At 65.8% G+C, this 19,870-nt stretch carries 19 protein-coding genes; 7 read left to right on the top strand and 12 right to left on the bottom strand.

The features are described 5' to 3' along the window. The first annotated feature begins 1 nt into the window (after position 1). Genes V7066_RS12560 through V7066_RS12550 form a run of 3 tightly spaced genes read left to right on the top strand, consistent with a single transcriptional unit; the run spans position 2 to position 5,605 of the window. Positions 2–2,884 (top strand): TonB-dependent receptor, encoded by a 2,883-nt coding sequence (locus V7066_RS12560; protein WP_334183379.1) that lies wholly within the window; start codon positions 2–4, stop codon positions 2,882–2,884. A gap of 58 nt (positions 2,885–2,942) precedes the next feature. Next, positions 2,943–3,944: an alpha/beta hydrolase gene (locus V7066_RS12555; protein ID WP_334183378.1), complete on the top strand. Its 1,002-nt coding sequence runs from the start codon at positions 2,943–2,945 to the stop codon at positions 3,942–3,944. Positions 3,945–3,961: 17 nt separating this feature from the next. Continuing rightward, on the top strand, positions 3,962–5,605 hold the full coding sequence (locus V7066_RS12550; RefSeq protein WP_334183377.1) for a family 43 glycosylhydrolase: 1,644 nt from the start codon (positions 3,962–3,964) through the stop codon (positions 5,603–5,605). Between the two features lie 195 nt (positions 5,606–5,800). Here V7066_RS12550 and V7066_RS12545 read toward each other — a convergent pair whose 3' ends face one another. The 6 genes from V7066_RS12545 to ykgO all read right to left on the bottom strand — a co-directional run bounded on the left by V7066_RS12545 (position 5,801) and on the right by ykgO (position 10,936). Next, positions 5,801–6,550: a proteasome-type protease gene (locus tag V7066_RS12545; protein WP_334183376.1), complete on the bottom strand. Its 750-nt coding sequence runs from the start codon at positions 6,548–6,550 to the stop codon at positions 5,801–5,803. A gap of 60 nt (positions 6,551–6,610) precedes the next feature. Continuing rightward, a complete protein-coding gene (locus V7066_RS12540) occupies positions 6,611–7,474 on the bottom strand; it encodes a transglutaminase family protein (protein WP_334183375.1) in 864 nt (287 codons plus the stop codon). Between the two features lie 14 nt (positions 7,475–7,488). After that, positions 7,489–8,436: an alpha-E domain-containing protein gene (locus V7066_RS12535; protein ID WP_334183374.1), complete on the bottom strand. Its 948-nt coding sequence runs from the start codon at positions 8,434–8,436 to the stop codon at positions 7,489–7,491. A 28-nt stretch (positions 8,437–8,464) separates the two neighbouring features. After that, positions 8,465–9,901, bottom strand: coding sequence for a circularly permuted type 2 ATP-grasp protein (locus V7066_RS12530; RefSeq protein WP_334183373.1), 1,437 nt, complete (start codon positions 9,899–9,901; stop codon positions 8,465–8,467). A 182-nt stretch (positions 9,902–10,083) separates the two neighbouring features. Next, the gene (locus tag V7066_RS12525) at positions 10,084–10,713 is read right to left on the bottom strand and encodes an HAD-IA family hydrolase (protein WP_334183372.1); all 630 of its coding nucleotides are present in this window, start codon (positions 10,711–10,713) and stop codon (positions 10,084–10,086) included. Positions 10,714–10,810: 97 nt separating this feature from the next. Next, positions 10,811–10,936: a type B 50S ribosomal protein L36 gene (gene ykgO, locus V7066_RS12520; protein WP_004210176.1), complete on the bottom strand. Its 126-nt coding sequence runs from the start codon at positions 10,934–10,936 to the stop codon at positions 10,811–10,813. Positions 10,937–11,168: 232 nt separating this feature from the next. On the opposite strand from ykgO, the gene V7066_RS12515 reads away from it, so the two are divergent. The 3 genes from V7066_RS12515 (at position 11,169) to V7066_RS12505 (ending at position 13,765) form a co-directional block, all read left to right on the top strand. Next, positions 11,169–11,921, top strand: a complete 753-nt coding sequence (locus tag V7066_RS12515; RefSeq protein WP_334183371.1) for a hypothetical protein — start codon at positions 11,169–11,171, stop codon at positions 11,919–11,921. Between the two features lie 75 nt (positions 11,922–11,996). Continuing rightward, positions 11,997–12,611: a DUF4136 domain-containing protein gene (locus V7066_RS12510; protein ID WP_334183370.1), complete on the top strand. Its 615-nt coding sequence runs from the start codon at positions 11,997–11,999 to the stop codon at positions 12,609–12,611. Continuing rightward, the gene (locus V7066_RS12505; RefSeq protein ID WP_334183369.1) at positions 12,608–13,765 is read left to right on the top strand and encodes a M14 family metallopeptidase; all 1,158 of its coding nucleotides are present in this window, start codon (positions 12,608–12,610) and stop codon (positions 13,763–13,765) included. Before V7066_RS12510 ends, V7066_RS12505 begins: the two co-directional genes overlap by 4 nt. A gap of 191 nt (positions 13,766–13,956) precedes the next feature. Here V7066_RS12505 and V7066_RS12500 read toward each other — a convergent pair whose 3' ends face one another. The 5 genes from V7066_RS12500 to V7066_RS12480 all read right to left on the bottom strand — a co-directional run bounded on the left by V7066_RS12500 (position 13,957) and on the right by V7066_RS12480 (position 17,600). Then, complete coding sequence (locus V7066_RS12500; RefSeq protein WP_334183368.1) at positions 13,957–14,589, bottom strand: RBBP9/YdeN family alpha/beta hydrolase; 633 nt, start codon at positions 14,587–14,589, stop codon at positions 13,957–13,959. A 169-nt stretch (positions 14,590–14,758) separates the two neighbouring features. Beyond that, positions 14,759–15,208 carry a cytidine deaminase gene (locus V7066_RS12495; RefSeq protein ID WP_334183367.1) on the bottom strand — a complete coding sequence of 150 codons (450 nt, stop codon included), beginning with the start codon at positions 15,206–15,208 and terminating at the stop codon, positions 14,759–14,761. After that, on the bottom strand, positions 15,205–15,933 hold the full coding sequence (locus V7066_RS12490) for a glycoside hydrolase family 25 protein (protein ID WP_442947325.1): 729 nt from the start codon (positions 15,931–15,933) through the stop codon (positions 15,205–15,207). The genes V7066_RS12495 and V7066_RS12490 overlap by 4 nt, the downstream gene beginning before the upstream one ends. Positions 15,934–15,947: 14 nt before the next feature. Further along, positions 15,948–16,430: a UPF0262 family protein gene (locus V7066_RS12485; RefSeq protein WP_334183366.1), complete on the bottom strand. Its 483-nt coding sequence runs from the start codon at positions 16,428–16,430 to the stop codon at positions 15,948–15,950. Between the two features lie 84 nt (positions 16,431–16,514). Beyond that, complete coding sequence (locus tag V7066_RS12480; protein ID WP_334183365.1) at positions 16,515–17,600, bottom strand: sensor histidine kinase; 1,086 nt, start codon at positions 17,598–17,600, stop codon at positions 16,515–16,517. A gap of 156 nt (positions 17,601–17,756) precedes the next feature. On the opposite strand from V7066_RS12480, the gene V7066_RS12475 reads away from it, so the two are divergent. Next, positions 17,757–18,941 carry an aminotransferase gene (locus V7066_RS12475; protein WP_334183364.1) on the top strand — a complete coding sequence of 395 codons (1,185 nt, stop codon included), beginning with the start codon at positions 17,757–17,759 and terminating at the stop codon, positions 18,939–18,941. A 173-nt stretch (positions 18,942–19,114) separates the two neighbouring features. Here V7066_RS12475 and V7066_RS12470 read toward each other — a convergent pair whose 3' ends face one another. Then, positions 19,115–19,855, bottom strand: coding sequence for an SDR family NAD(P)-dependent oxidoreductase (locus V7066_RS12470; protein WP_334183363.1), 741 nt, complete (start codon positions 19,853–19,855; stop codon positions 19,115–19,117). Positions 19,856–19,870: the final 15 nt, after the last annotated feature.

The raw sequence follows: 19,870 nt of genomic DNA, 5'->3' as shown, positions 1-19,870 counted from the left end.
CATGCAAGGGCATGTTTCCAGGATTTCGATACTGAAGGCCGCTCTGGTTGCGGGCAGCGCGCTCGCCTTGCCGCAAGGCGCCTTCGCGCAGGATGCGTCGGATGCGCAGCAGACCGCCGTCGCACCCGCCTCCGAAGGCCCTGCGGCTGAGGAAATCATCGTCACCGGCTTCCGCAAGTCGCTGGAAGCCGCGCTCAACGTGAAGCGGGAATCGGTCAGCGCGGTGGACGCCGTCGTCGCCGAGGACATGGCCAAGTTCCCCGACCAGAACCTGGCGGAATCGCTCCAGCGCATTCCCGGCATCTCCATTCAGAAGGACGGCGGCGAAGGCCGCGCGATCACCGTGCGCGGCCTGGGCGCCCAGTTCACCCGCGTCCGCGTGAACGGCCTCGAAACGATCGCCACCAGCTCCGACGGCGCCAGCGCCAACCGCGACCGCGCCTTCGACTTCAACGTCTTCGCCTCCGAACTGTTCAGCAGCCTCGTCGTCCACAAGACCGCCGAAGCCAGCCTCGACGAAGGCTCGCTGGGCGCCGTGGTGGATCTCAACACCGGCAATCCGCTGACGGGCAAGGCCGGCCTGACCGCGGTTCTCAACGCCCAGGGCTCGTACAACGACCTGTCGAAGAACGTCGGTCCGCGCCTCGCCGGACTGCTGTCCTGGCGGAACGATGCGGGCACCTTCGGCGTGAACCTTTCCGCCGCCTATTCGCACACCGACACGATCGAGAGCGGCAACAACACCGTGCGCTGGGCCCAGGCCTACTTCAACTCGGTGAACGGCAACCCGTGCTTCTACTCGGTTCCCGGCGCCACCGGCGGCAACCCGGTCAGCACCGGCGGCAGCTACCGCCCCTCGGCAAGCTGCGACGCCGCCTCGCTCTCGTTCCACCCCCGCATTCCCCGCTATGGCGTGGTCGAGCATGACCGCCGCCGCCTGGGCCTGACCGGCTCGATCCAGTTCGAACCGAGCGACAAGACCAAGTTCTCGATCGACGGTCTCTACTCCTCGTTCAAGGAAGACCGCGCCGAGCAGTGGCTTGAAGTGCTCGCCCGCTCGAACGAACGCCGCTTCGACGTGGTCAACCCGACCTACGACGACAAGGGCAACATGGTCAGCGCGACCTTCAACAATGCCTATGTCCGCACCGAAAGCTACCTGCGCAAATCGGAAACCGAATTCTGGCAGGTCGGCGCCACCTGGGACCAGGACGTCAGCGACACCTTCCGCTTCACCCTGCTGGGCGGCATGTCGCAGTCCAACGCGGATATCCCGGTGGAAACCACGTTCGCCTACGACAACCGCAACGCCAACGGCTTCAGCTACGACTATTCCGACATGAAGTCGCCGGTGCTGAGCTATGGCCTCGACGTGACGAACCCGGCGAACTTCCAACTCGCCGAAATCCGCGACCGCCCCTCCTACGTCAAGAACCGCTTCAAGACCGCGCAGCTGCGCACCGAATGGGACCTGACCGACGGCGTCACCGTGAAGACCGGCGCGGTCTGGCGGCGCTACAACTTCCGTACCCAGCTGTTCCAGCGCGACACCGCCGCCTGCGGGGCCAACGGCACGCGCGATCTGATCCTCGGCCAGGTCACCTGCTCCAGTTCGGTCTACGGGCTGCCGGTCACTTCGGACATCTCGCAGATCATTAACCTGGGCGATGCCGGTCAGCCGAGCGGCACCACCAGTTCCTGGCTGGTCGCCGACATCGACAAGGCGGCGGACTACACCAACCTCTATAACCGCACCGCCATCGAAGACCTCGGCTCCAATCGGCGCGTGCAGGAAACGACGTCGGGCGGCTATCTCCAGTTCGACGTCAAGGGCGAGATCTTCGGACTCGAATACGCCGGCAACGCGGGCATTCGCTATGCCCACACCAACCAGAAGTCGACCGGCTACACGGCCGGCGTCGCCGCCACCGTCGAGCGCAGCTACGACGACTGGCTCCCGGCGGTAAACATCGCCCTCTATCCCCGCCACGACGTGATCCTGCGCGGCGCCATCGCCAAGGTCATCACCCGACCCTCGCTGGGCAACCTCAATCCCGGCGGTTCGGTCGACGGGTTCAACTACCGCGTGACGTTCGGCAATCCGTTCCTCCAACCCTATCGCGCCACCAACTTCGATGCCGCGGTGGAATGGTACTTCGCCCCGCAGGCGTTGTTCTCGGTGGCCGGCTTCATCAAGAAGATCGACAGCTTCCCGGTTGCCGGAACCTACGTCGCCACCCTGCCGCAGCTCGGCCTCGGCCGCGACGTGCTGGGACAGAGCACCCCTGCCTACATCAACTACGATCCCAACCAGGAATACGTGGTGTCCTCGCAGGTCAACGGCCAGGGTGCCACGCTCAAGGGCGTGGAAGTGGCCTTGCAACTGCCCTTCACATTCCTGCCGGGACCGCTCAAGCATACAGGCTTCCAGGGCAACGCCACCTTCATCCAGAGCAACGCCGACTACACGATCACAGGCCCGGCGACTTCGGCCTGTACCCGCAATGCCACGACCGGCGCCTGCGCACTTACCGGCGTTTCGGCGGTGTACACCCAGCCCCTGCTCAACGTGTCGAAAAGGGCCTGGAATGCCACGCTCTATTACGACGACGGCAAGTTCAGCATTCGCGGCTCGGTGAGCTATCGCGGCCCCTTCAACGACGGTACGAGTGCCACCGGCAACATCTTCGAGGGCTATGGTTCGTACACCAGCGTCGACGCGGCCATCCGCTACAAGGCCACCGAATGGCTGGAACTGTCGATCGACGGCAACAACCTGACCGACGCCTACCGCTACCGCACCAACGACATCTATGCCTCGCGCAATTACGAGAACAACCACTTCGGGCGCACGATCCTGTTCGGCGCGCGGGCCAAGTATTGACGTCCAGCCGATAAATTGGCCGAATACCAAGACCTGAAATAACGAAGAGGAAGCCGCCATGACCATCGACCGCCGATCGTTCATGGCGGCTTCCCTTGTATCCGGGCTGATATCCAGCAGAGCCGCCGCGCAGACCGCTCCGCCTTTCGACAGCGCCAAGGCGGCGCCCGCAGGCCTTCCGGAACCGGCGGAGACCATCGACCTCTGGCCGAAAGGCGCACCGGGCCTGCCCGCCAAGCCCCCGGTCGAGACCGTCACCGAACGCTCCACCACGGCGCAGGTCAACGACCGTTCCGTCACTGGCATCACCCGCCCGCGTCTGGTCGTGTTCCGGCCGGACCGCCCCAACGGCGCCGCCGTGCTCATCGCGCCGGGCGGCGGCTACCGCCTCGTCGTGATCGACAAGGAGGGCTACGAAATGGCCCGCTGGCTGGCCGCGCGCGGGTTCACCGCCTTCGTCCTGTTCTACCGCCTGCCGGGCGAAGGCTGGGCAAATCAACCGGACGTGCCGCTGGCAGACGCCCAGCGCGCCATGCGCCTGATCCGCCTCCGCGCGAAAGACTACGGCGTGCAGCCCGAGCGCGTCGCCGCCATGGGCTTTTCGGCGGGGGGCCATGTCTGCTCCTGCCTCTCCACCCGCTTCGACGCGAAAGTCTACGCACCGGTCGACGCGGCCGACAAACTCTTCGCCCGCCCATTTTGCGCGGCGCCGGTCTATCCGGTGGTCTCGATGGACCCCGCTATCGCCCATGCCGGATCGCGCGACCTGCTGCTCGGCCCCGCGCCCACGGCGGACATCGAAGCTGCCCATTCGCCCGACCGCACCGTCCCCAAGGACGCACCGCCGCATTTCCTGCTTCATGCCGAGGACGACCCGGCCGTCCCGGTCGATAACACCCTGCGCCTGCGCGCCGCGCTGAAAGCACAGGGCATTCCGGTGGAAACCCACCTCTTCGCGCAGGGCGGCCACGGCTTCGGCCTGCGCGGCACGATCGGCAAACCCGTGGAGGCATGGCCCGAACTCTGGCGCGCCTGGGCGCGCTCGGTCGGTCTTGGTTGAAAGGACGCACAAACAGAATGACCTTCGATCGACGCGATGCACTCAAGACCGCCCTGCTTGGCGGCATCGGCCTTGCGGCACCTGCTCTCGCGGGGGGAGAAGCTGCCGCAAGGGAGCCGGGAGCGGGGACACCTCCTCCATCCCCCGCCCCGGCTCCCGTCCGCAAATGGCGGCGCGGTTTCGACGGACAGCGCATTTCCGATCTCGGAAACGGCACGATGCTCAACCCGGTGCTCTCCGGAGACCGGCCCGACCCGGCGGTGCTGAAGGACGGTGAGGACTATTACCTCACCTTCTCCAGCTTCGATTCCTACCCCGGCCTCACCATCTGGCACAGCCGCGACCTGGTGAACTGGCAGCCGCGCAAACCGGCGCTCACCCGCAATATCGGCTCGGTCTGGGCAGTCAGCCTCGAAAAGTACAAAGACCGCTACTTCCTCTACATCCCGGTCAAGGCTGAACCCAACGAGATCTACGTGATCTGGGCCGATCACATCGACGGCCCCTGGAGCGACCCGAAGCCGCTGGGCCTGCACGACCATATCGACCCCTGCCATGCCGTGGGCGAAGACGGCTCCCGCTGGCTGTTCCTTTCGGGCGGAGACCGCGTGCGCCTCTCCGACGACGGCCTCTCGCTGGCGGGCAAGGTCGAACACGTCTACGATCCCTGGCACTATCCGGACGACTGGGACGTCGAGGGCTTCTCGCCCGAAGGCCCGAAGATCCATCGCCATGGCGAGTGGTTCTACATGCTCACCGCCGTGGGCGGCACCGCCGGTCCGCCGACCGGCCACATGGTGATCGCCGCCCGGGCCCGCTCGATCCACGGGCCATGGGAACAGCACCCCGGCAATCCGCTGGTCCGCACCGAAAACCAGTCCGAGGCCTGGTGGTCGCGCGGCCATGCCTCGCTGGTCGAAGGGCCGGACAAGCGATGGTACACCCTCTACCACGGCTTCGAGAACGGCTACTGGACGCTCGGCCGCCAATGCCTGCTCGACACCATCGCGTGGACCGACGACGGCTGGTTTCACATGACCGGCGGCGACCTCTCCCAGCCCCTGCCCGTGCCGAAAGTGTCCAAACCGGTGCCGCACGGCATGCCGCTTTCGGATAACTTCTCCGCACCGCTGGCGCTCGGTTCCAAATGGTCGTTCTTCCGCCCTGCGCCGGACGAGACCCGCCGCCTCCGCGTGTCTGACGGCGCGCTTCATTTCGCGGGCAAAGGCCTCGCCCCGTCGAGCGGATCGCCGCTGCTGCTGATCGCGGGAGACACCAGCTATCAGTTCGAATGCGACATCGAACTGGCGCCGGGCGGCACCGCAGGCCTGGTGCTGTTCTACGATGACAAGCTCTACGCAGGCCTCGGCTTCGACGAGACCCGCTTCGTCACCCACCAATACGGCATCGAACGCGGCCGCCCGGCCAACCCGCACGGCCGCCGCATGAAGATGCGGCTGACCAACCGCCGCCACATCGTCGCCTTCCATACCTCGGGCGACGGCGGGAAGACGTGGAAACGCTTCGACCGGGGCATGGAAGTCTCCGGCTATCACCACAACGTGCGCGGCGGCTTCCTGATGCTGCGCCCCGGCCTCTACGCCGCCGGGCCGGGCGAGGCGACGTTCCGCGATTTCCGGTTCACGGCGTTGGAAGATTGATTTGAAGAACAAGGAATAAGCAGGGGCCATCGCCCCTGCACCCCGTTACTGTCGATGTCGCGCCCTGCTCTATCCGTTGGCGCGCCCCTTGCGTCGGGAGACTTATTGGCTGCGCCGCAAGGAGCGCACACCGGATAGGTAGCGCGCAAGGTAGACATTCCGAGGGTCTGGGGGATCATCCCCCAGGACTTCCTCTTACTTCGAACTCTTCATCGTATAATCCGGCAAGGCATCCAGAGCCTGCCGCAGCGCCTCTCCCCAACCATCCGAGATCGACTGGAAATAGGGATCGCCCGCCTCGATCCGCCGTTCGTGCAGCGGTGTGAAGCGGTCCTGCTCCAGCACCAGCAAATCCAGAGGCAGGCCGACCGAGAGGTTCGCCTTCACCGTCGAATCGAAGGAAACGCAGAGCAGTTTCACCGCTTCCTCGAAGCTCATCTCCGGGTCGTAGCCACGGATCAGGATCGGGCGGCCGTACTTGGTCTCGCCGATCTGGAAGAAGGGCGTATCGAAGCTGGCTTCGATGAAGTTGCCTTCGGGGTAGATCAGGAACAGGCGCGGCTCCATGCCCTTGATCTGGCCCGCCACGATCATCGAGGCGCTGAAGGTGCCGGAAGCCGCGCTCTGGCCGTTGTCGCTCGCGCGTTCGCTGATGATGTCCTGGAGCAGGTTGCCGACGACCGTGGCCACCTGGAACATCGTCGGCGCTTCGAGCAGGGTGTTGTGCCGTTCGGCCGGCGCCTTGTTGCGTTCCTCAAGCTGGCTGACGACGGCCTGGGTGGTGGCGAGGTTGCCCGCCGTCATCAGGGTGATGATGCGCTCGCCGGGGATTTCCCAGTGGTACATCTTCCGGAAGGTCGAGATATTGTCGACGCCCGAATTGGTGCGGGTGTCGCTCATCAGCACGAGCCCGCGATCCAGCATCATGCCCACGCAATAGGTCATGGAACCAGTAACCCCTGAAATCCTTTACCCCGCGCGACCTTTCGCGGGGCTGCGGCCTTTTCAGCCGCCTTGCATCTGCTGCTGTCCGCCGCCTGCGGACTGCTGTTGCTGCTGTCCTAGCAGGTTCTCGTCCACGGACAAATGCACGTCCAGCCGGGTTTCCCCCGCCCCCGTCGCCACGCCCGTTACCGGCGCGGCTTCCGCATAGTCGCAGCCGCTGGCGACCCGGATGTAGCGCTCGTCCGGGCAGATCGCGTTGGAGACGTCGAAACCGACCCAGCCGAGGCCCTGCACATGCGCCTCTGCCCAGCCATGCCCGGCTTCCTGCTCCACCCGGTCGTTCATGCGCAGATAGCCGCCGACGTAGCGCATCGGAATATCGAGCAGGCGCCCGGCGCTGATGAAGACATGGGCGTGGTCCTGGCAAACCCCCTGCCCCGCCGCCAGCGCCTGTTCCGCCGTGGTTCCCACATCCGTCGTGCCCGGCGCATATTCGACACGGGCGGCGACTGCGGCCGACAGCGCGTGGAGGAAGCCCAGCATGTCCGACCGATCGGCATCGACCGAGGCCAGCAACGCACGCACGCGATGGTCCGCGCGGGTCAGTGGAGTCTGGCGCAGGAAACACCAAAGCGGCGTATGTCCGGCATGGGCGCCGGTAATGCCGTTGTTGTCCATGGTGCGCACCGTGCCCGTACAAGTGACGGTGACTTCGGTAGTCCCCGGCTCGATCGAGACGAGCGCCGTGTGGTTATGGTGCTGGTCGTCGTATTCCGCTTCGAGACGGGCGCCGCTCAGGTCCATGCGCCAGTCGAGCACCTCCTGGCCGTGGGTGGTCTTGGGCCGCAGCCGCAGCCGCTGCAAGCCATGCGCGACCGGATCGGCGAAGGCATATCGGGGGGTGTGGCTGACGGTCAGCAGCATGGGAAAGCCGTCCTCTATTCGATGAAGCGGTAATCGGCGGCGATGGCATTGCCGAGGCTGCTCGTCTTGCCGATGAAGTCCTGCAGGAACTCGTGCAGGCCCATGTCGAAGATCGCCTCGATCGAGGTTTCGTGCAGGGCCTTGCCGGTGGCCCGCAGGAGGTCGTGCGCGGGCGTTTCCCCGCCGTACTCCTTGGCGAGACCGGCCATGTTGCTGCGGATCTTGTCGTAGCAGAACACCAGGCTGCGCGGGAACTGCCCATCGAGGATCAGGAACCGGGCGATCCCGCGCGAATCCATCGCCCCGGCATTGAGCCAGGAATAGGCGCGGTTCCCCGCCACCGAGCGCAGCAGCGTGTCCCACTGCACATTGTCGAGGCTGGACCCGACCCAGGCCGCCGAGGGCAGCAGCACGTAATACTTCACGTCGAGGATGCGCGCGGTGCTGTCGGCCCGTTCGATGAAGGTGCCGATGCGCGCGAAGTTGAACACTTCGTTGCGCAGCATCGTGCCTTCCAGCGCCCCGCGCACCAGGGTCCCGGTGCGGCGGATCGTTGTCAGCACTTCGCCCAGGTTGGTTTCCCGCACCGGCTTGGAAAGCAGGTCGCAGAGGTGCATCCAGCCTTCGTTGGTGGTTTCCCAGACCGCATTGGTCAGGCTGTTGCGCACCATGCGGGCATTGGTCCGCGCGTTCTCGACCATGGCGAGGACGGAACCGGGATTGTCCCTGTCGCGCAGGAGGAAATTGAACACCTGCGGCCCGGTGAACTCACCATGCGTGCGGCAATAGTCGTCGACCTGCCCGGTGGTGGTCAGGACCGATTTCCATTCCTCGTCCTGCGAATGCTTGTTGCCCCGCGTCAGCGCGAGGTGGAAGCCCACGTCGATCAGCCGCGCGGTGTTCTCCGCGCGTTCAAGATAGCGGCTCATCCAGTATACGCCGTTGGCGGCCCGTCCCAGCATCAGCGCGCCCTCACTCGTCCAACACCCCTCATTCGTCCAACACCCAGGAATCCTTGGTGCCGCCCCCCTGCGACGAATTCACCACCAGCGATCCTTTCTTGAGCGCCACGCGGGTCAGGCCGCCGGGCGTGATGTCGATGCCTTCGGGCGAGACCAGTACGAAAGGCCGCAGGTCCACATGGCGCGGCGCCAGGCCTTCCTTGGTGAAGATCGGCACCGTGGAGAGCGAAAGCGTCGGCTGGGCGATGTAGTTGTCCGGCCTCGCCCGCAGCTTGGCCTCGAAATCGGCAAGTTCCTTCTTCGAGGAGGTCGGCCCGATCAGCATGCCGTAGCCGCCCGAGCCGTGGACTTCCTTCACCACCAGTTCCGACAGGTTGTCGAGCACATAGGCCAGCGCATCCGGCTCCGAACAGCGCCAGGTCGGCACGTTCGAGAGGATCGGCTTCTCGCCCGTGTAGAATTCGACGATCTCGGGCATGTAGCTGTAGATCGCCTTGTCGTCGGCGATGCCGGTGCCGGGCGCGTTGGCGATGGTGACCCCGCCCGAACGGTAGACGTCCATGATCCCCGCCACGCCCAGCACCGAATCGGGCTGGAAGCTGAGCGGATCGAGATAGTCGTCGTCGACCCGGCGATAGATCACGTCGATCGCCTTGAAGCCGGTGGTCGTCCGCATGGCGACGCGGCCGTCGACCACGCGCAGGTCGCTGCCCTCCACCAGTTCCGCACCCATCTGGTCGGCCAGGAAGGCATGTTCGAAATAGGCCGAGTTGTAGATGCCCGGCGTCAGCACCGCCACCGTCGGGCGTCCGGAACCCTTGAAGGCGGGCGGCGCGCAGGCCCGCAGCGAGCGGGCGAGACGGCGCGGATAGTCCGAGACCGGCCGCACCGGGATCTTCGTGAACAGTTCCGGGAACATCGCCATCATCGTCTCGCGGTTCTCGAGCATGTACGAGACGCCGGAAGGCGTGCGGGCGTTGTCTTCCAGCACCATGAACTCTTCCGGCCCGGTGCGGACGAGATCGATGCCGACGATATGGGTATAGACGCCACCCGGCGGCGTCATGCCGATCATCTGGCTAAGGAAGGCCTCGTTATCGCGCAGGGCGCCGATCGGCAGGCGGCCCGAACGGATGATCTCCTGCCGGTGATAGAGGTCCTGGAGGAAGGCATTCAGCGCCCGCACCCGCTGCTCGATGCCCCGGGTGAGCTTTCGCCACTCGCGCGCGGTGATGATGCGGGGGATCATGTCGAAGGGGATGAGGCGCTCTTCGGCGGCCTCGTTGCCATAGACGTTGAAGGTGATGCCGATGCGGCGGAAGAAGCGTTCGGCCTCGGCATCCTGGCGTTTCAGCCAGGCCTTGTCCTGCGAGTCGTACCAGTTCCTGAAGTCTGCGTAGGCAGGCCTCACCGACCCGTCCTCGTTGAGCATTTCGTCGTAGTTGGTTCTGCCCGCAGCCGTCATTGTGACTCCCGTTTGTCCATGTGATGCAACATGGAATCGGACTTGCCAAGCGGCTACGCTGCAACTGCGAAAGAAAAATTCCTGCGCGGATCGGCGGAAATCGGACCGATTTGGTCGGCTACGAGAGGTTTTGGGCAATCCCGGCAGGGTTTCGCCCTGCTGCAAGTGCTAAGTGCGGTTGGCTAATCGAGCAGCCCCCGCGCGCTCAGATCGGCCCGCAAGGCATCCGCGCCGTGGAAGTGATGCACCTGCCAGCCGAGATCGCGGGCGGAGGCGATGTTCGCGGCGTTGTCGTCGATGAACAGCATCGCCTGCGGGGCATGGCCGAAGCGGCGCGCGGCAAGGTCGAAGATGCGGGCATCGGGCTTGGCCAGCTTCTCGTCACCGGACACGACGATATCGCCGAAGAGGTCGAACAGCGGCTCGGTGGCGCGATATTCCCGCCAGAACGGGCTGGCGAAGTTGGTGATCGCGAAAAGCGGCACGCCGCCTGCCGCAAGCCCGCGCACGATCTCATGAGTGCCGGGCACATTGCCGGGAATCGTTTCCAGGAAACGCGTCGCGTAGGCGTCGATCAGCAGGTCGTTGCCGGGGAATTCCGCTTTCCGCTCGGCGACCAGTTCCGCCAGATCGCGCCCGGCGTCATGCTGGAAGTGCCACTCTTCGGTGATGACGGTCGAGCAGAACCAGTCGAGCCGCTCCGCTTCCGGAATCAGCTTGGCGAACAGCAGCCGCATGTCCCATTCGACGAGGACGCGTCCCACGTCGAAGACGACAGCATCCACCGGATGATTTGCGTGAAGAGCAGACATGACAAGACCCCCGCGAATGGCGGGGGCCTTATGTCATCAGACGTAATCGCCCGTCCGCCTAGAAATCCCCGCCAGATAGCGGGGACAGGCAGACGAATCAGCCCTGGCGGGCCTTGAAGCGACGGTTGGTCTTGTTGATGACGTAGGTACGGCCGCGACGGCGGATCACGCGGTTGTCCCGGTGACGACCCTTGAGCGACTTCAGGCTGTTGCGAATCTTCATGTCTTGTCTCGTCTGCGTGGTCCGGCGGTGGGCCCGGAAGGGCTGGCCGCCTGAAAATTGAAGTGGCGCCGTTACGGGTCACGGCTTGCAAAGTCAAGCACAAGAGGCCATTTCTCGTGGCCTGACCCGTGCTTTTCCCGTTCATCCACGGGCAATCGCAGCGGCTCATAACTCAGGTTCGGGTGCGACCCAACTGATTCTTCGACAATCGATTCTTCGGACCCGGAACACCATGAAAACGCTAAAAGCCGCGATTCTCGCCACCGGCATCACCGGAGCCCTCCTTGTCGCACCCGCTCTCGAAGCCCGACCCGGCTGGGGTTCGCCCTGGGGCGGCGGTTATGGTGGCTGGGGCAATTCCTGGGACGATCCGCTGATGGGCGGCCCCGTCGGCTCCCCTATTTCCTCGCGCAATCGCACGCAGGATTCGCGCGAGGGCCGAGTCGAAGTCAGCCGATTCGTGGCGCAGGGTCCCGAAGCTGGTCAGCTCGGCAAGGGAATCGTCGCGGTCCAGTCCGATTCGGGTGAAGGCCAGTGGGTACCCGGCGCCGAGCGCGCCGCCTACGAAGCCGCCATCGTCGAGGCGCTCGTCGGCGCCGGCTACGACACCCAGCACAAGGACGACAAGGGCGGCCAGGTCGCCGAACTCAAGATCAGCCGCCAGGTCCTCACGCCCGCCGAGGAAAAGCGCAGCCCGGTCAGCGGTACCGCCGCGATGGGCGTCAGCAATCGCGGATCGGCCTACGGTCTGGCCGTGAACGTCGATCTCACCAAGCCCCGCACCGCCCTGATCGGCACCCGCCTCGATACGCGGATCGTCGACAAGACCAGCGGCAAGGTGCTGTGGGAAGGCTATGCCACGATCGCCACCCGCGAAGGCGACGACAAGTGGCCCGACTATCGTATTGCCGGAAAGCTCGCGTCGGCGCTCTTCGACGGCTTCCCCAAGGCCGATCCGGTCGGCCTGGAAGCGCCCCAGGGCTGAGGTGCAGGCAGACGGTCTGGCCGGACCACGCAATAAGGTTTATCGTGTAGATAGTTACCTTCCGGAGAGCCTGACATGACCCGCCCGATACCCCTCGCTCTCACGGCCCTCTGCCTCGCGGGCAGCCTCGTTCTCGGCGGCTGCGCGGCGCAAGTCGGGCCGGTGGAAGTGACCCGGTTCAGCGCGCCGGACGCCCCGGCGCTCGGGCGCGGCGTGATCCGTGTCGATCCGGCCAACCCGCAGGACGCCTCCAGCCTCGAATTCCGCACTTACGCCGCTGCCGTCGCGCAGGAACTGGCGAAAGTCGGCTACCGTCAGGCCCTTCCCGGCGAAACCGTGCGCGATACCCAGGTCGCGGTGCTTTCGATCGAGCGGCAGGTCTACCAGCCCGGACGCGAACGCAGCCCGGTCTCGGTCGGCGTGGGCGGCAGCACAGGCAGCTACGGTTCCGGCCTGGGCCTTGGGCTGGGGATCAACCTCGCGGGCAAGCCGCAGGACCAGATCGAAACCCGTTTGCAGGTCATGATCAAGGAACGCCCCGAAGGCCGCACCCTCTGGGAAGGCCGCGCCGCCTTCACCGTCGGCTCGAAGTCGCCGATGGCGCAGACCTCGCTCGGCGCCGCAAAAATGGCCGAAGCTCTGTTCAGGGGCTTCCCCGGCAAGTCGGGCGAAACTATCGTCGTGAAATGACCAGCATCCAGATTTCCTCCGCTTTCGATTCCGGCAACATCGAAGTCCTCTCCGTTGACGGCACCACGGCCCGTCTCGCGATCCGGCGCGACCACGATTCGGACTTCTTCCAGTGGTTCCACTTCCGCGTCAGCGCGGCGCCCGGCCAGTCCATCGCCGGGCAGGAACTGACCCTGAAGATCACCGGCCTCAACGGTTCGGCCTATCCGATGGGCTGGCCCGGCTACCGCGCCTGCGCCTCGGAAGACCGCCAGTTCTGGGGCCGTACCGACACCACCTGGGACGGCGGCAAGGACGGCGGCACCCTCACCATCCGCCACACCCCCGAAGGCGAACTGGCCTGGTTCGCCTATTTCGCGCCCTATTCGATGGAGCGCCACCACGACCTCGTCTCCTCGCTCGCAGGCGTGGAGGACGTGGAATACCGCCTGCTCGGCACCACGCTCGACGGCCGCCCGCTCGATTGCCTGTCGATCGGCGACGGCGAGGCGCAAGTCTGGCTCTACGCCCGCCAGCACCCCGGCGAATCGATGGCCGAATGGTGGATGGAAGGCGCGCTCGAAGTGCTGGCCGATCCCGCCGATTCGGTGGGCCGCGAACTGCGCAAGCGCTGCACCTTCCACGTCGTGCCCAACATGAACCCGGACGGCTCGGCGCGCGGACACCTGCGCACCAATGCGGCAGGCGTGAACCTCAACCGCGAATGGGCCACCCCCAGCGCCGAGAAATCGCCCGAAGTCCTGGCGATCCTGGCCGCCATGGACGAAACCGGCGTGGACTTCGCCATGGACATCCACGGCGACGAAGCCATCCCCGCCGTGTTCATGGCCGGGTTCGAAGGCATCCCCTCGCTCACGGCCGAACAGAAGCAGGGCTACGACCGCTATACCGCGATCCTCGACCGCCGCTCGCCGGACTTCCAGACCAAGCTCGGCTACGGTCTCTCGCAGCCCGGCAAGGGCAACCTGGCGATGTCGACCAACCAGCTGGCCGAACGCTTCGGCGCGGTGTCGATGACGCTGGAAATGCCGTTCAAGGACCACGACGACGCCGATGACCCGCGCCAGGGCTGGAGCCCCGAACGTTCGGCGCAGCTCGGCAAGGACTGCATGGGGGCGTTGCTGGAGTGGTTCGTGGAGCGCGAGAAGAACTAAGGGAAAGACGCAGGGGCCATCGCCCCTGCACCCCGTTACTGTCGGCGTTGTGCACTACCGAGCCGTTGGCGCGCGCCTTGCGTCGGAAGACATTAATGGCTGCGCCGCAAGGAGCGCACTACGGATAGTCAGCGCGCGACGATGGCATTCCGAGGGTCTGGGGGATCATCCCCCAGAACTTCCTCTTCTCTTCAAATCCCCGCCCACTGCCGCAAGGCCTTCCGCACAGCGAGATTCTCATCATAGCTCCAGGCCGGCGACACCGAAGCCGCAGGCACTTCGCCCAGCAGGTCCTGCAGCATCATCCAGCCCCCGGCCCAGTCTCCGCGCGTGTCGTCGCAGACCGGGGACGAGCCCCAGTCCTTGGCCAGCCGGATCAGCGAGCGCTGCAACGACGCGGGCGCGTCGAGGTCTCCGACCATGAACGAGGTGAACGGCAGCGTCTGGCGCGGGCAGGCACCGAAGCGGGAGAGGCGGCGGTCGGCGCCGGGCAGGTCCATATTCGGCGGATTGACGACGATGGCCCCGAGCACCGGATTTTCCGGGCCGACGCCTTCGAACTCGACCCACCAGGCCAGCGCCAGCGCGGCGATATCGTCGGTGACGATCACCACCGGGCGGTCGGCGCGGCGGATGGCGAGATTGAGCTTGTTGACCCAAGTGTTGCGGTGCGGCTCGTCCCAGAGGCCGAGTTCCAGCACGCGGCAATGCTCGCTCCACCCGGCCCAGCGGTTCATCCAGTGCCCTTCGGCAAGCGGAGCGCCGGGGACGAGGAGGATCAGCGGCAGATGGTCCTGCGCGCGGGGATACCGGTAGTGTGTCATGGGGTGCTCCAACGCTGTTGGGGAAACCGCCGGTCGACTCTGTCTACGTCCCGACACCACGCACCATAACTCAACCGTTTAAGTTGACAATAGGATTCCGACGAAGCGATGCCTTGCCGCGTCGCTCCGAAACGACGCGGGCTTCGACATCCTGCGGATCACCCGCCGATTACAGGAGGTTCGCCGGTCCGAAGGCGTGGGGCAGCAGTTCCGACAGGCGCGTTTCCAGCACGCCCTCGGCGCCGTCGCACCAGACGACCGGATCGGTGCCGCCGATCTGCGCGATCTCGTTCAGGATCTGGCGACAACGTCCGCAAGGGGTGACGGTATCGCCCTGCCCCGCCGCGCCCGGCGCGCCGCCGGTCACGGCGACGGCCTCCAGCTTGCCGTTCTGTTCGCGGAAGGTGCCCGAGGACAGGATGCCCGACACCGCGACCGTCTCGGCGCAGAGCGAGAGGCCGTAGCTGGCGTTCTCGACATTGGCGCCGGTGACGACCGAGCCGTCCGCCAGCAGCAGCGCGGCGCCGACATGGAATTTCGAATAGGGCGCATAGGCGCGCGTGGCGGCCTCGCGGGCGGCGGCGATCAGGGCGTCGCGCTGCTGGGTGCTGAAAGTCATGGCTGCACCACTACCCAGCGCAGGCCCCCTTGGGCAATCTCGTTGGACAGCGATTGGTTGGCCGTCCACAGCGACCAGGGGCGGCCGCCGTAGTCCGGCAGCAGGCGGTCGCGCACCAGCCAGAGATTGCGGTCGAGCTTGGCGGCGATGCGATAGCGCTGTTCGAAGGCGCGGCTGACCTTGAGGATCACCGGCTTTCCGGCGTGGGTCTCGATCTGGTTGATGAAGGTCATCAACTCGCTCTCGACCTTGGCGTCGGAGACGTTGGTCGGGCAGCCGTCGGCCAGGATGTCGAGGTCGATCGCAGGCGGCAGCAAGGCCGCGTCGCGCGGGACGGTGGTCACGAAGTTGCCCGACTGCATGTCCGCCGGCTGGCAGGGATCGTAGCGATGGACGGCGCCGACTTGCAGGCCCGCCGCCTTCGCCGCCACGAAGTTCGCGACGAAGCGCGGATCGCGGGCGAAGGCGCTGACGCTTGCGCTGGCGTCAATATAGGCGAAGTCCACGCCCACGGCCTTGAGCGACTTCCAGTTCACCTCGCCGTCGGCCGCACCGATTTCGACCCCCTGCACGGGGTAGATCGCGCGTTCGGGCGTCCAGTGGCGCAAGTACCACCAGCCCCAGGCGCCTGCCGCCATCGCCAAAAGCAGCAGCACGGCGGCTATTCGCCAAAGGATGCGCGCGCGCGTCCTTGCGGCCGAGCCTTTCCCGGAACTGCGTGCCATTTCGAAAAGCCCCCTCAGCCGCGAATATGCAGGACGCAGATCAGCGTGAACAGCCTGCGTGCAGTGGGGTGATCGGTCTCGACCTTGCCGTCGAGCCGTTCGAGGAGCAGTTCCGCCGCCGCATCGTGAATGCCGCGCCGGGCCATGTCGATCGTCTCGATTTCCTGCGCGGAGGCCTTGCGAATCGCCTGGTAGTAGCTCTCGCAGACGGCGAAATATTCCCGTACCGGCCTGCGGAACCGCGCGAGGCCCAGCACCATCGTTTCCAGCGCCTGTCCCTCCTCGTCGCCAAGGTCGAGCGAGAGACGCCCGTCGCGAACCGAAAGCTTCAGTCGGTAAGGCCCTTCGTGCCCGGACTCGAAGGCGCGAACCGGCTTGAAGACATTGTCCTCGATAAGGTCGAAGATGGCGATGCGCCGTTCCTGCTCGATATCGGCGTTGCGCCACAGGATGGTCGCGTCGTCCAGTTCGATATGGGAGATGCGCGGATCGGACATGTTCCCTTGCTCTTTACGCGTTCGCAGCATGGGGTCGCAAGGGAGAGTCTTCGCGAAAATCCGGTAAAAGCCCGATTTTCGCCGTCATCGACCGCCCTGCCCTGCCGCTGCGACACGGCAGGGCGGCAGGTGCAGGCGCATGCGGGCGCCGCTCCGGCCCGATTCCGGCGCGACGTTCTCCAGAATCAGCCGGGCTTCGAGCTGGCGGCTGAGCACGCGCGAAATCCTGAGGCCGATCGATTCGGCCTGGTCCGGCTCGAAACCGGGCGGGAGACCGATACCGTCGTCCTCGACGGTGAGCGATACTTCCTCCCCGTGACGGCGCACGTCGATGCGGATCAGGCCGCTGTCCTGCGTGGCTAGCCCGTGCTCCAGCGCATTGGCGATCGCCTCGGACAGGATCAGCGCCACCGGAACGGCCGCGTCCGGGCGCAGGACGATGCCCGATTCGACGGCGACATGGCAGACGATGGTCTCCCGCCCGCTGGAATCCATGACCTGCTCCGACAGGTCGTGAACGAAACGATCGAGCGGCACCAGCTCCCCGTCCGTTTGATAAAGCCGGCGCTGAATGCGACCGATGACCTGAAGCCGCCCGGCCGCATTGGCGATGGCGCGGCGCGCGATGGGTTCCTCCAGCCCCCGCATCTGGAGCGAGAGCACTGCACCGATCATCTGGAGATTGTTGCCGACGCGGTGCTGAAGCTCCTGGAACAGCAGTTCGGTGCGCTCGGCCAGCACGCCGCGCTCCTCCGCCAGCTTGCGCACTTCTTCCCGCGCCAGGTGAAGCCGGGCATTGGCGCGCTGCATCAGGTGAACGAGCGCGATATCGACGACGACCACGCCCAGATAGAACGCCAGCGACACCAGCGTCCTGTAATCGAATGCGAAGCCGAAGCGCGGAGGGATGAACACGCACCACGCGAAAAGCCCGCAGATCAGTGCCGCCACGATGCCGGGACGCGGCCCGAACAGGAAAGACGAGAGGATCACCGCCGGGAAGAACGTCAGGTAGGGATAGCCCGGCGGAAAAGCCTCGTCGAGAACCCAGCGTATCCAGAACGCCAGCAGGCACAGCGCGACGGTAGCGCCATACCTCACCAGCGGACGTTCGGGAATCAGCGGAAACCGTTCGAGAAACCGGGTCGGAAAACGGGCGGGTCGGTTCACGTCGGGCAAGTCTTTCGCTTTGCGGGGAAGTCGGCATGTCTCCGCAAAGGCAAAGACGCGCGATACGGGCCGCAGTTCCCGCCGCTGCCCACCTACTTGCCCTCCGGAACGGTTCGTCCAAAATGAATTCCGACACCGAGAACGTAAGGCAATCGAATGAAAACAGCCCGCCGCATCCATCCGGTCTACGCGAACATGGAACGCACCGTGTTCGACCGCATGTCGGCGCTCGCCCGCGAGCACGGCGCGATCAACCTCGGGCAAGGCTTCCCCGACGGCCCGCCGCCGCCCGCCCTGATCGAAGCGGCAAACCGCGCGCTCCACGAAAGGTCCAGCCAGTATCCGCCGGGCGCCGGACTTCCCGAACTGCGCGAGGCGATCTGCGCCTACTATGCCCGTCGGCAGGGACTGTCGCTCTCGCCCGAGCAGGTAACCGTCACGTCCGGCGCCACCGAGGCGCTGGCCGCGGCCGTGTTCGCCTTCGTAACGCCGGGCGACGAGGTGATCCTGTTCCAACCCGCCTACGATGCCTATGCGCCGCTCGTCCGCCGCGCGGGCGGCATTCCCGTCTCGATCCCGCTCTCGCCGCCCCATTTCCGCTACTCTGCCGAGGCGCTGGCGGCAGCCGTCACGTCCCGGACCTGTGCGGTGATGCTCAACGACCCGCTCAATCCCGCAGGCACGGTCGCCAGCCACGAGGAACTGGCCGCGGTCGCGAAGGTCTGCGTAGAGCATGACCTGATCGCAATCTGCGACGAAGTCTGGGAAGACGTGCGCTTCGACGGCCAGCCCCACCGCTCGCTCATGAGCTTTCCCGGCATGGCCGAACGGACGGTGAAGATCGGTTCCGCAGGCAAGATCTTCGGCCTCACTGGCTGGAAGATCGGCTGGATGATCGCCGAAGGACACCTAGCAACGGCCCTCTCCCGCGCCCACCAGTTCCTGACGTTCTCGACCGCCGTGCCGCTGCAATGGGCCGTCGCCGAAGGCCTGTCGCTGCCCGATGCGGTGCTGGACGAACAGCGCGCGGAATGGGCCGCCTCCCGCGCGCGCCTGAAGGCGGGCTTGACCGAGGCGGGCTATGCCGTGCTCCCCAATGCGGCGACGTGGTTCCTGACCGTCGATCTCGCAGCCTCGGGCATCGCCCTCAAGGACAGCGCCTTCAGCGAACGCGCCGTGCTGGAGGCAGGGGTGGCGACAGTGCCGGTCTCCGCGCTCTATCAGGGCGATGAAGTGCCCGAGCATCTCGTCCGGTTCTGCTTCACCAAGCCGGATAGCGTACTTGATGAAGCTGTTCAGAGGCTTGGGGCGTTCAGAAAGAAATTAAGTCCTGGGGGATGATCCCCCAGACCCTCGGAATGTCGACCTCGTGCGCGATCTATCCGTTGTGCGCTCCCTGCGGCGCAGCCATTAGTCTCCCGACGCCGCCATGAGCGCACGACGAATAGGTGGCGCCCGACATCGACAGTAACGGGGTGCAGGGGCGATGGCCCCTGCTTAACCTTCTTCCCCCTTCAAGCGTTCAAACCACCATTCACACTGATAACCTGCCCGGTGATCTTCGCCGCCCCGTCCGAGCACAGGAACAGCGCCAGCGGTGCGATATCGTCGGCGCTCGGCAACCCCAGCCCTGCCTTGCGCGCCGCGCGGGCCATGCGTTCCGCGCCCATGCGGATAGCGCTTTCGCTGCCTTCGACGAAGCTGGTGGAGAGGGCGTGGGCGCGGATGCCGTCACGGGCGGCTTCGAGGGCGAAGTTGCGGATGAAGCCGATGGTTCCCGCCCGTGCCGCGCCGATCAGGCTCTGGCGCGGTGCCGCGTAGATCCCGGCGTCCGAAACCAACGCGATAAAGGTGCCGCCCTGCGTCTCAAGGAAGCCGTAGCTGGCCAGCGCCAGTCGCTCCACCCAGCCCACCGAGACATTGAGGAAGTCTCCGAAGGTCTCGGGCGCGGTTTCCGGGAGCAGGCCGGTGATGCCGAGCGGTCCGGTGGCGACGCAGTCTATCACGGCGTCGATCCGGCCGTACTGTTCGCCCACTTCGGCAATCAGCGTCTCGGCCGCGCCCTCGTCCCAGATGTCGGCGATGAAGCCGTCGATCGTGCCGAGATAGGACAGCCCGGTGACGAGCGCGGCGACCTTTTCCTGCGTGCGCCCATGGAGAGCGACCTTCCAGCCATGGGCCAGGGCCTGACGGGCCACGGCACTGCCGATCGAACCGCTGCCACCGGCGAGGAGCAGCACTTTCTGGTCGCTCATCCCTGTCCTTTATTG

Source organism: Novosphingobium sp. (assembly GCF_036820275.1).
GTDB lineage: Bacteria > Pseudomonadota > Alphaproteobacteria > Sphingomonadales > Sphingomonadaceae > Novosphingobium.
Note: the sequence above shows the minus strand (reverse complement) of the source record. Positions and strands in the feature narration are given on the sequence as shown.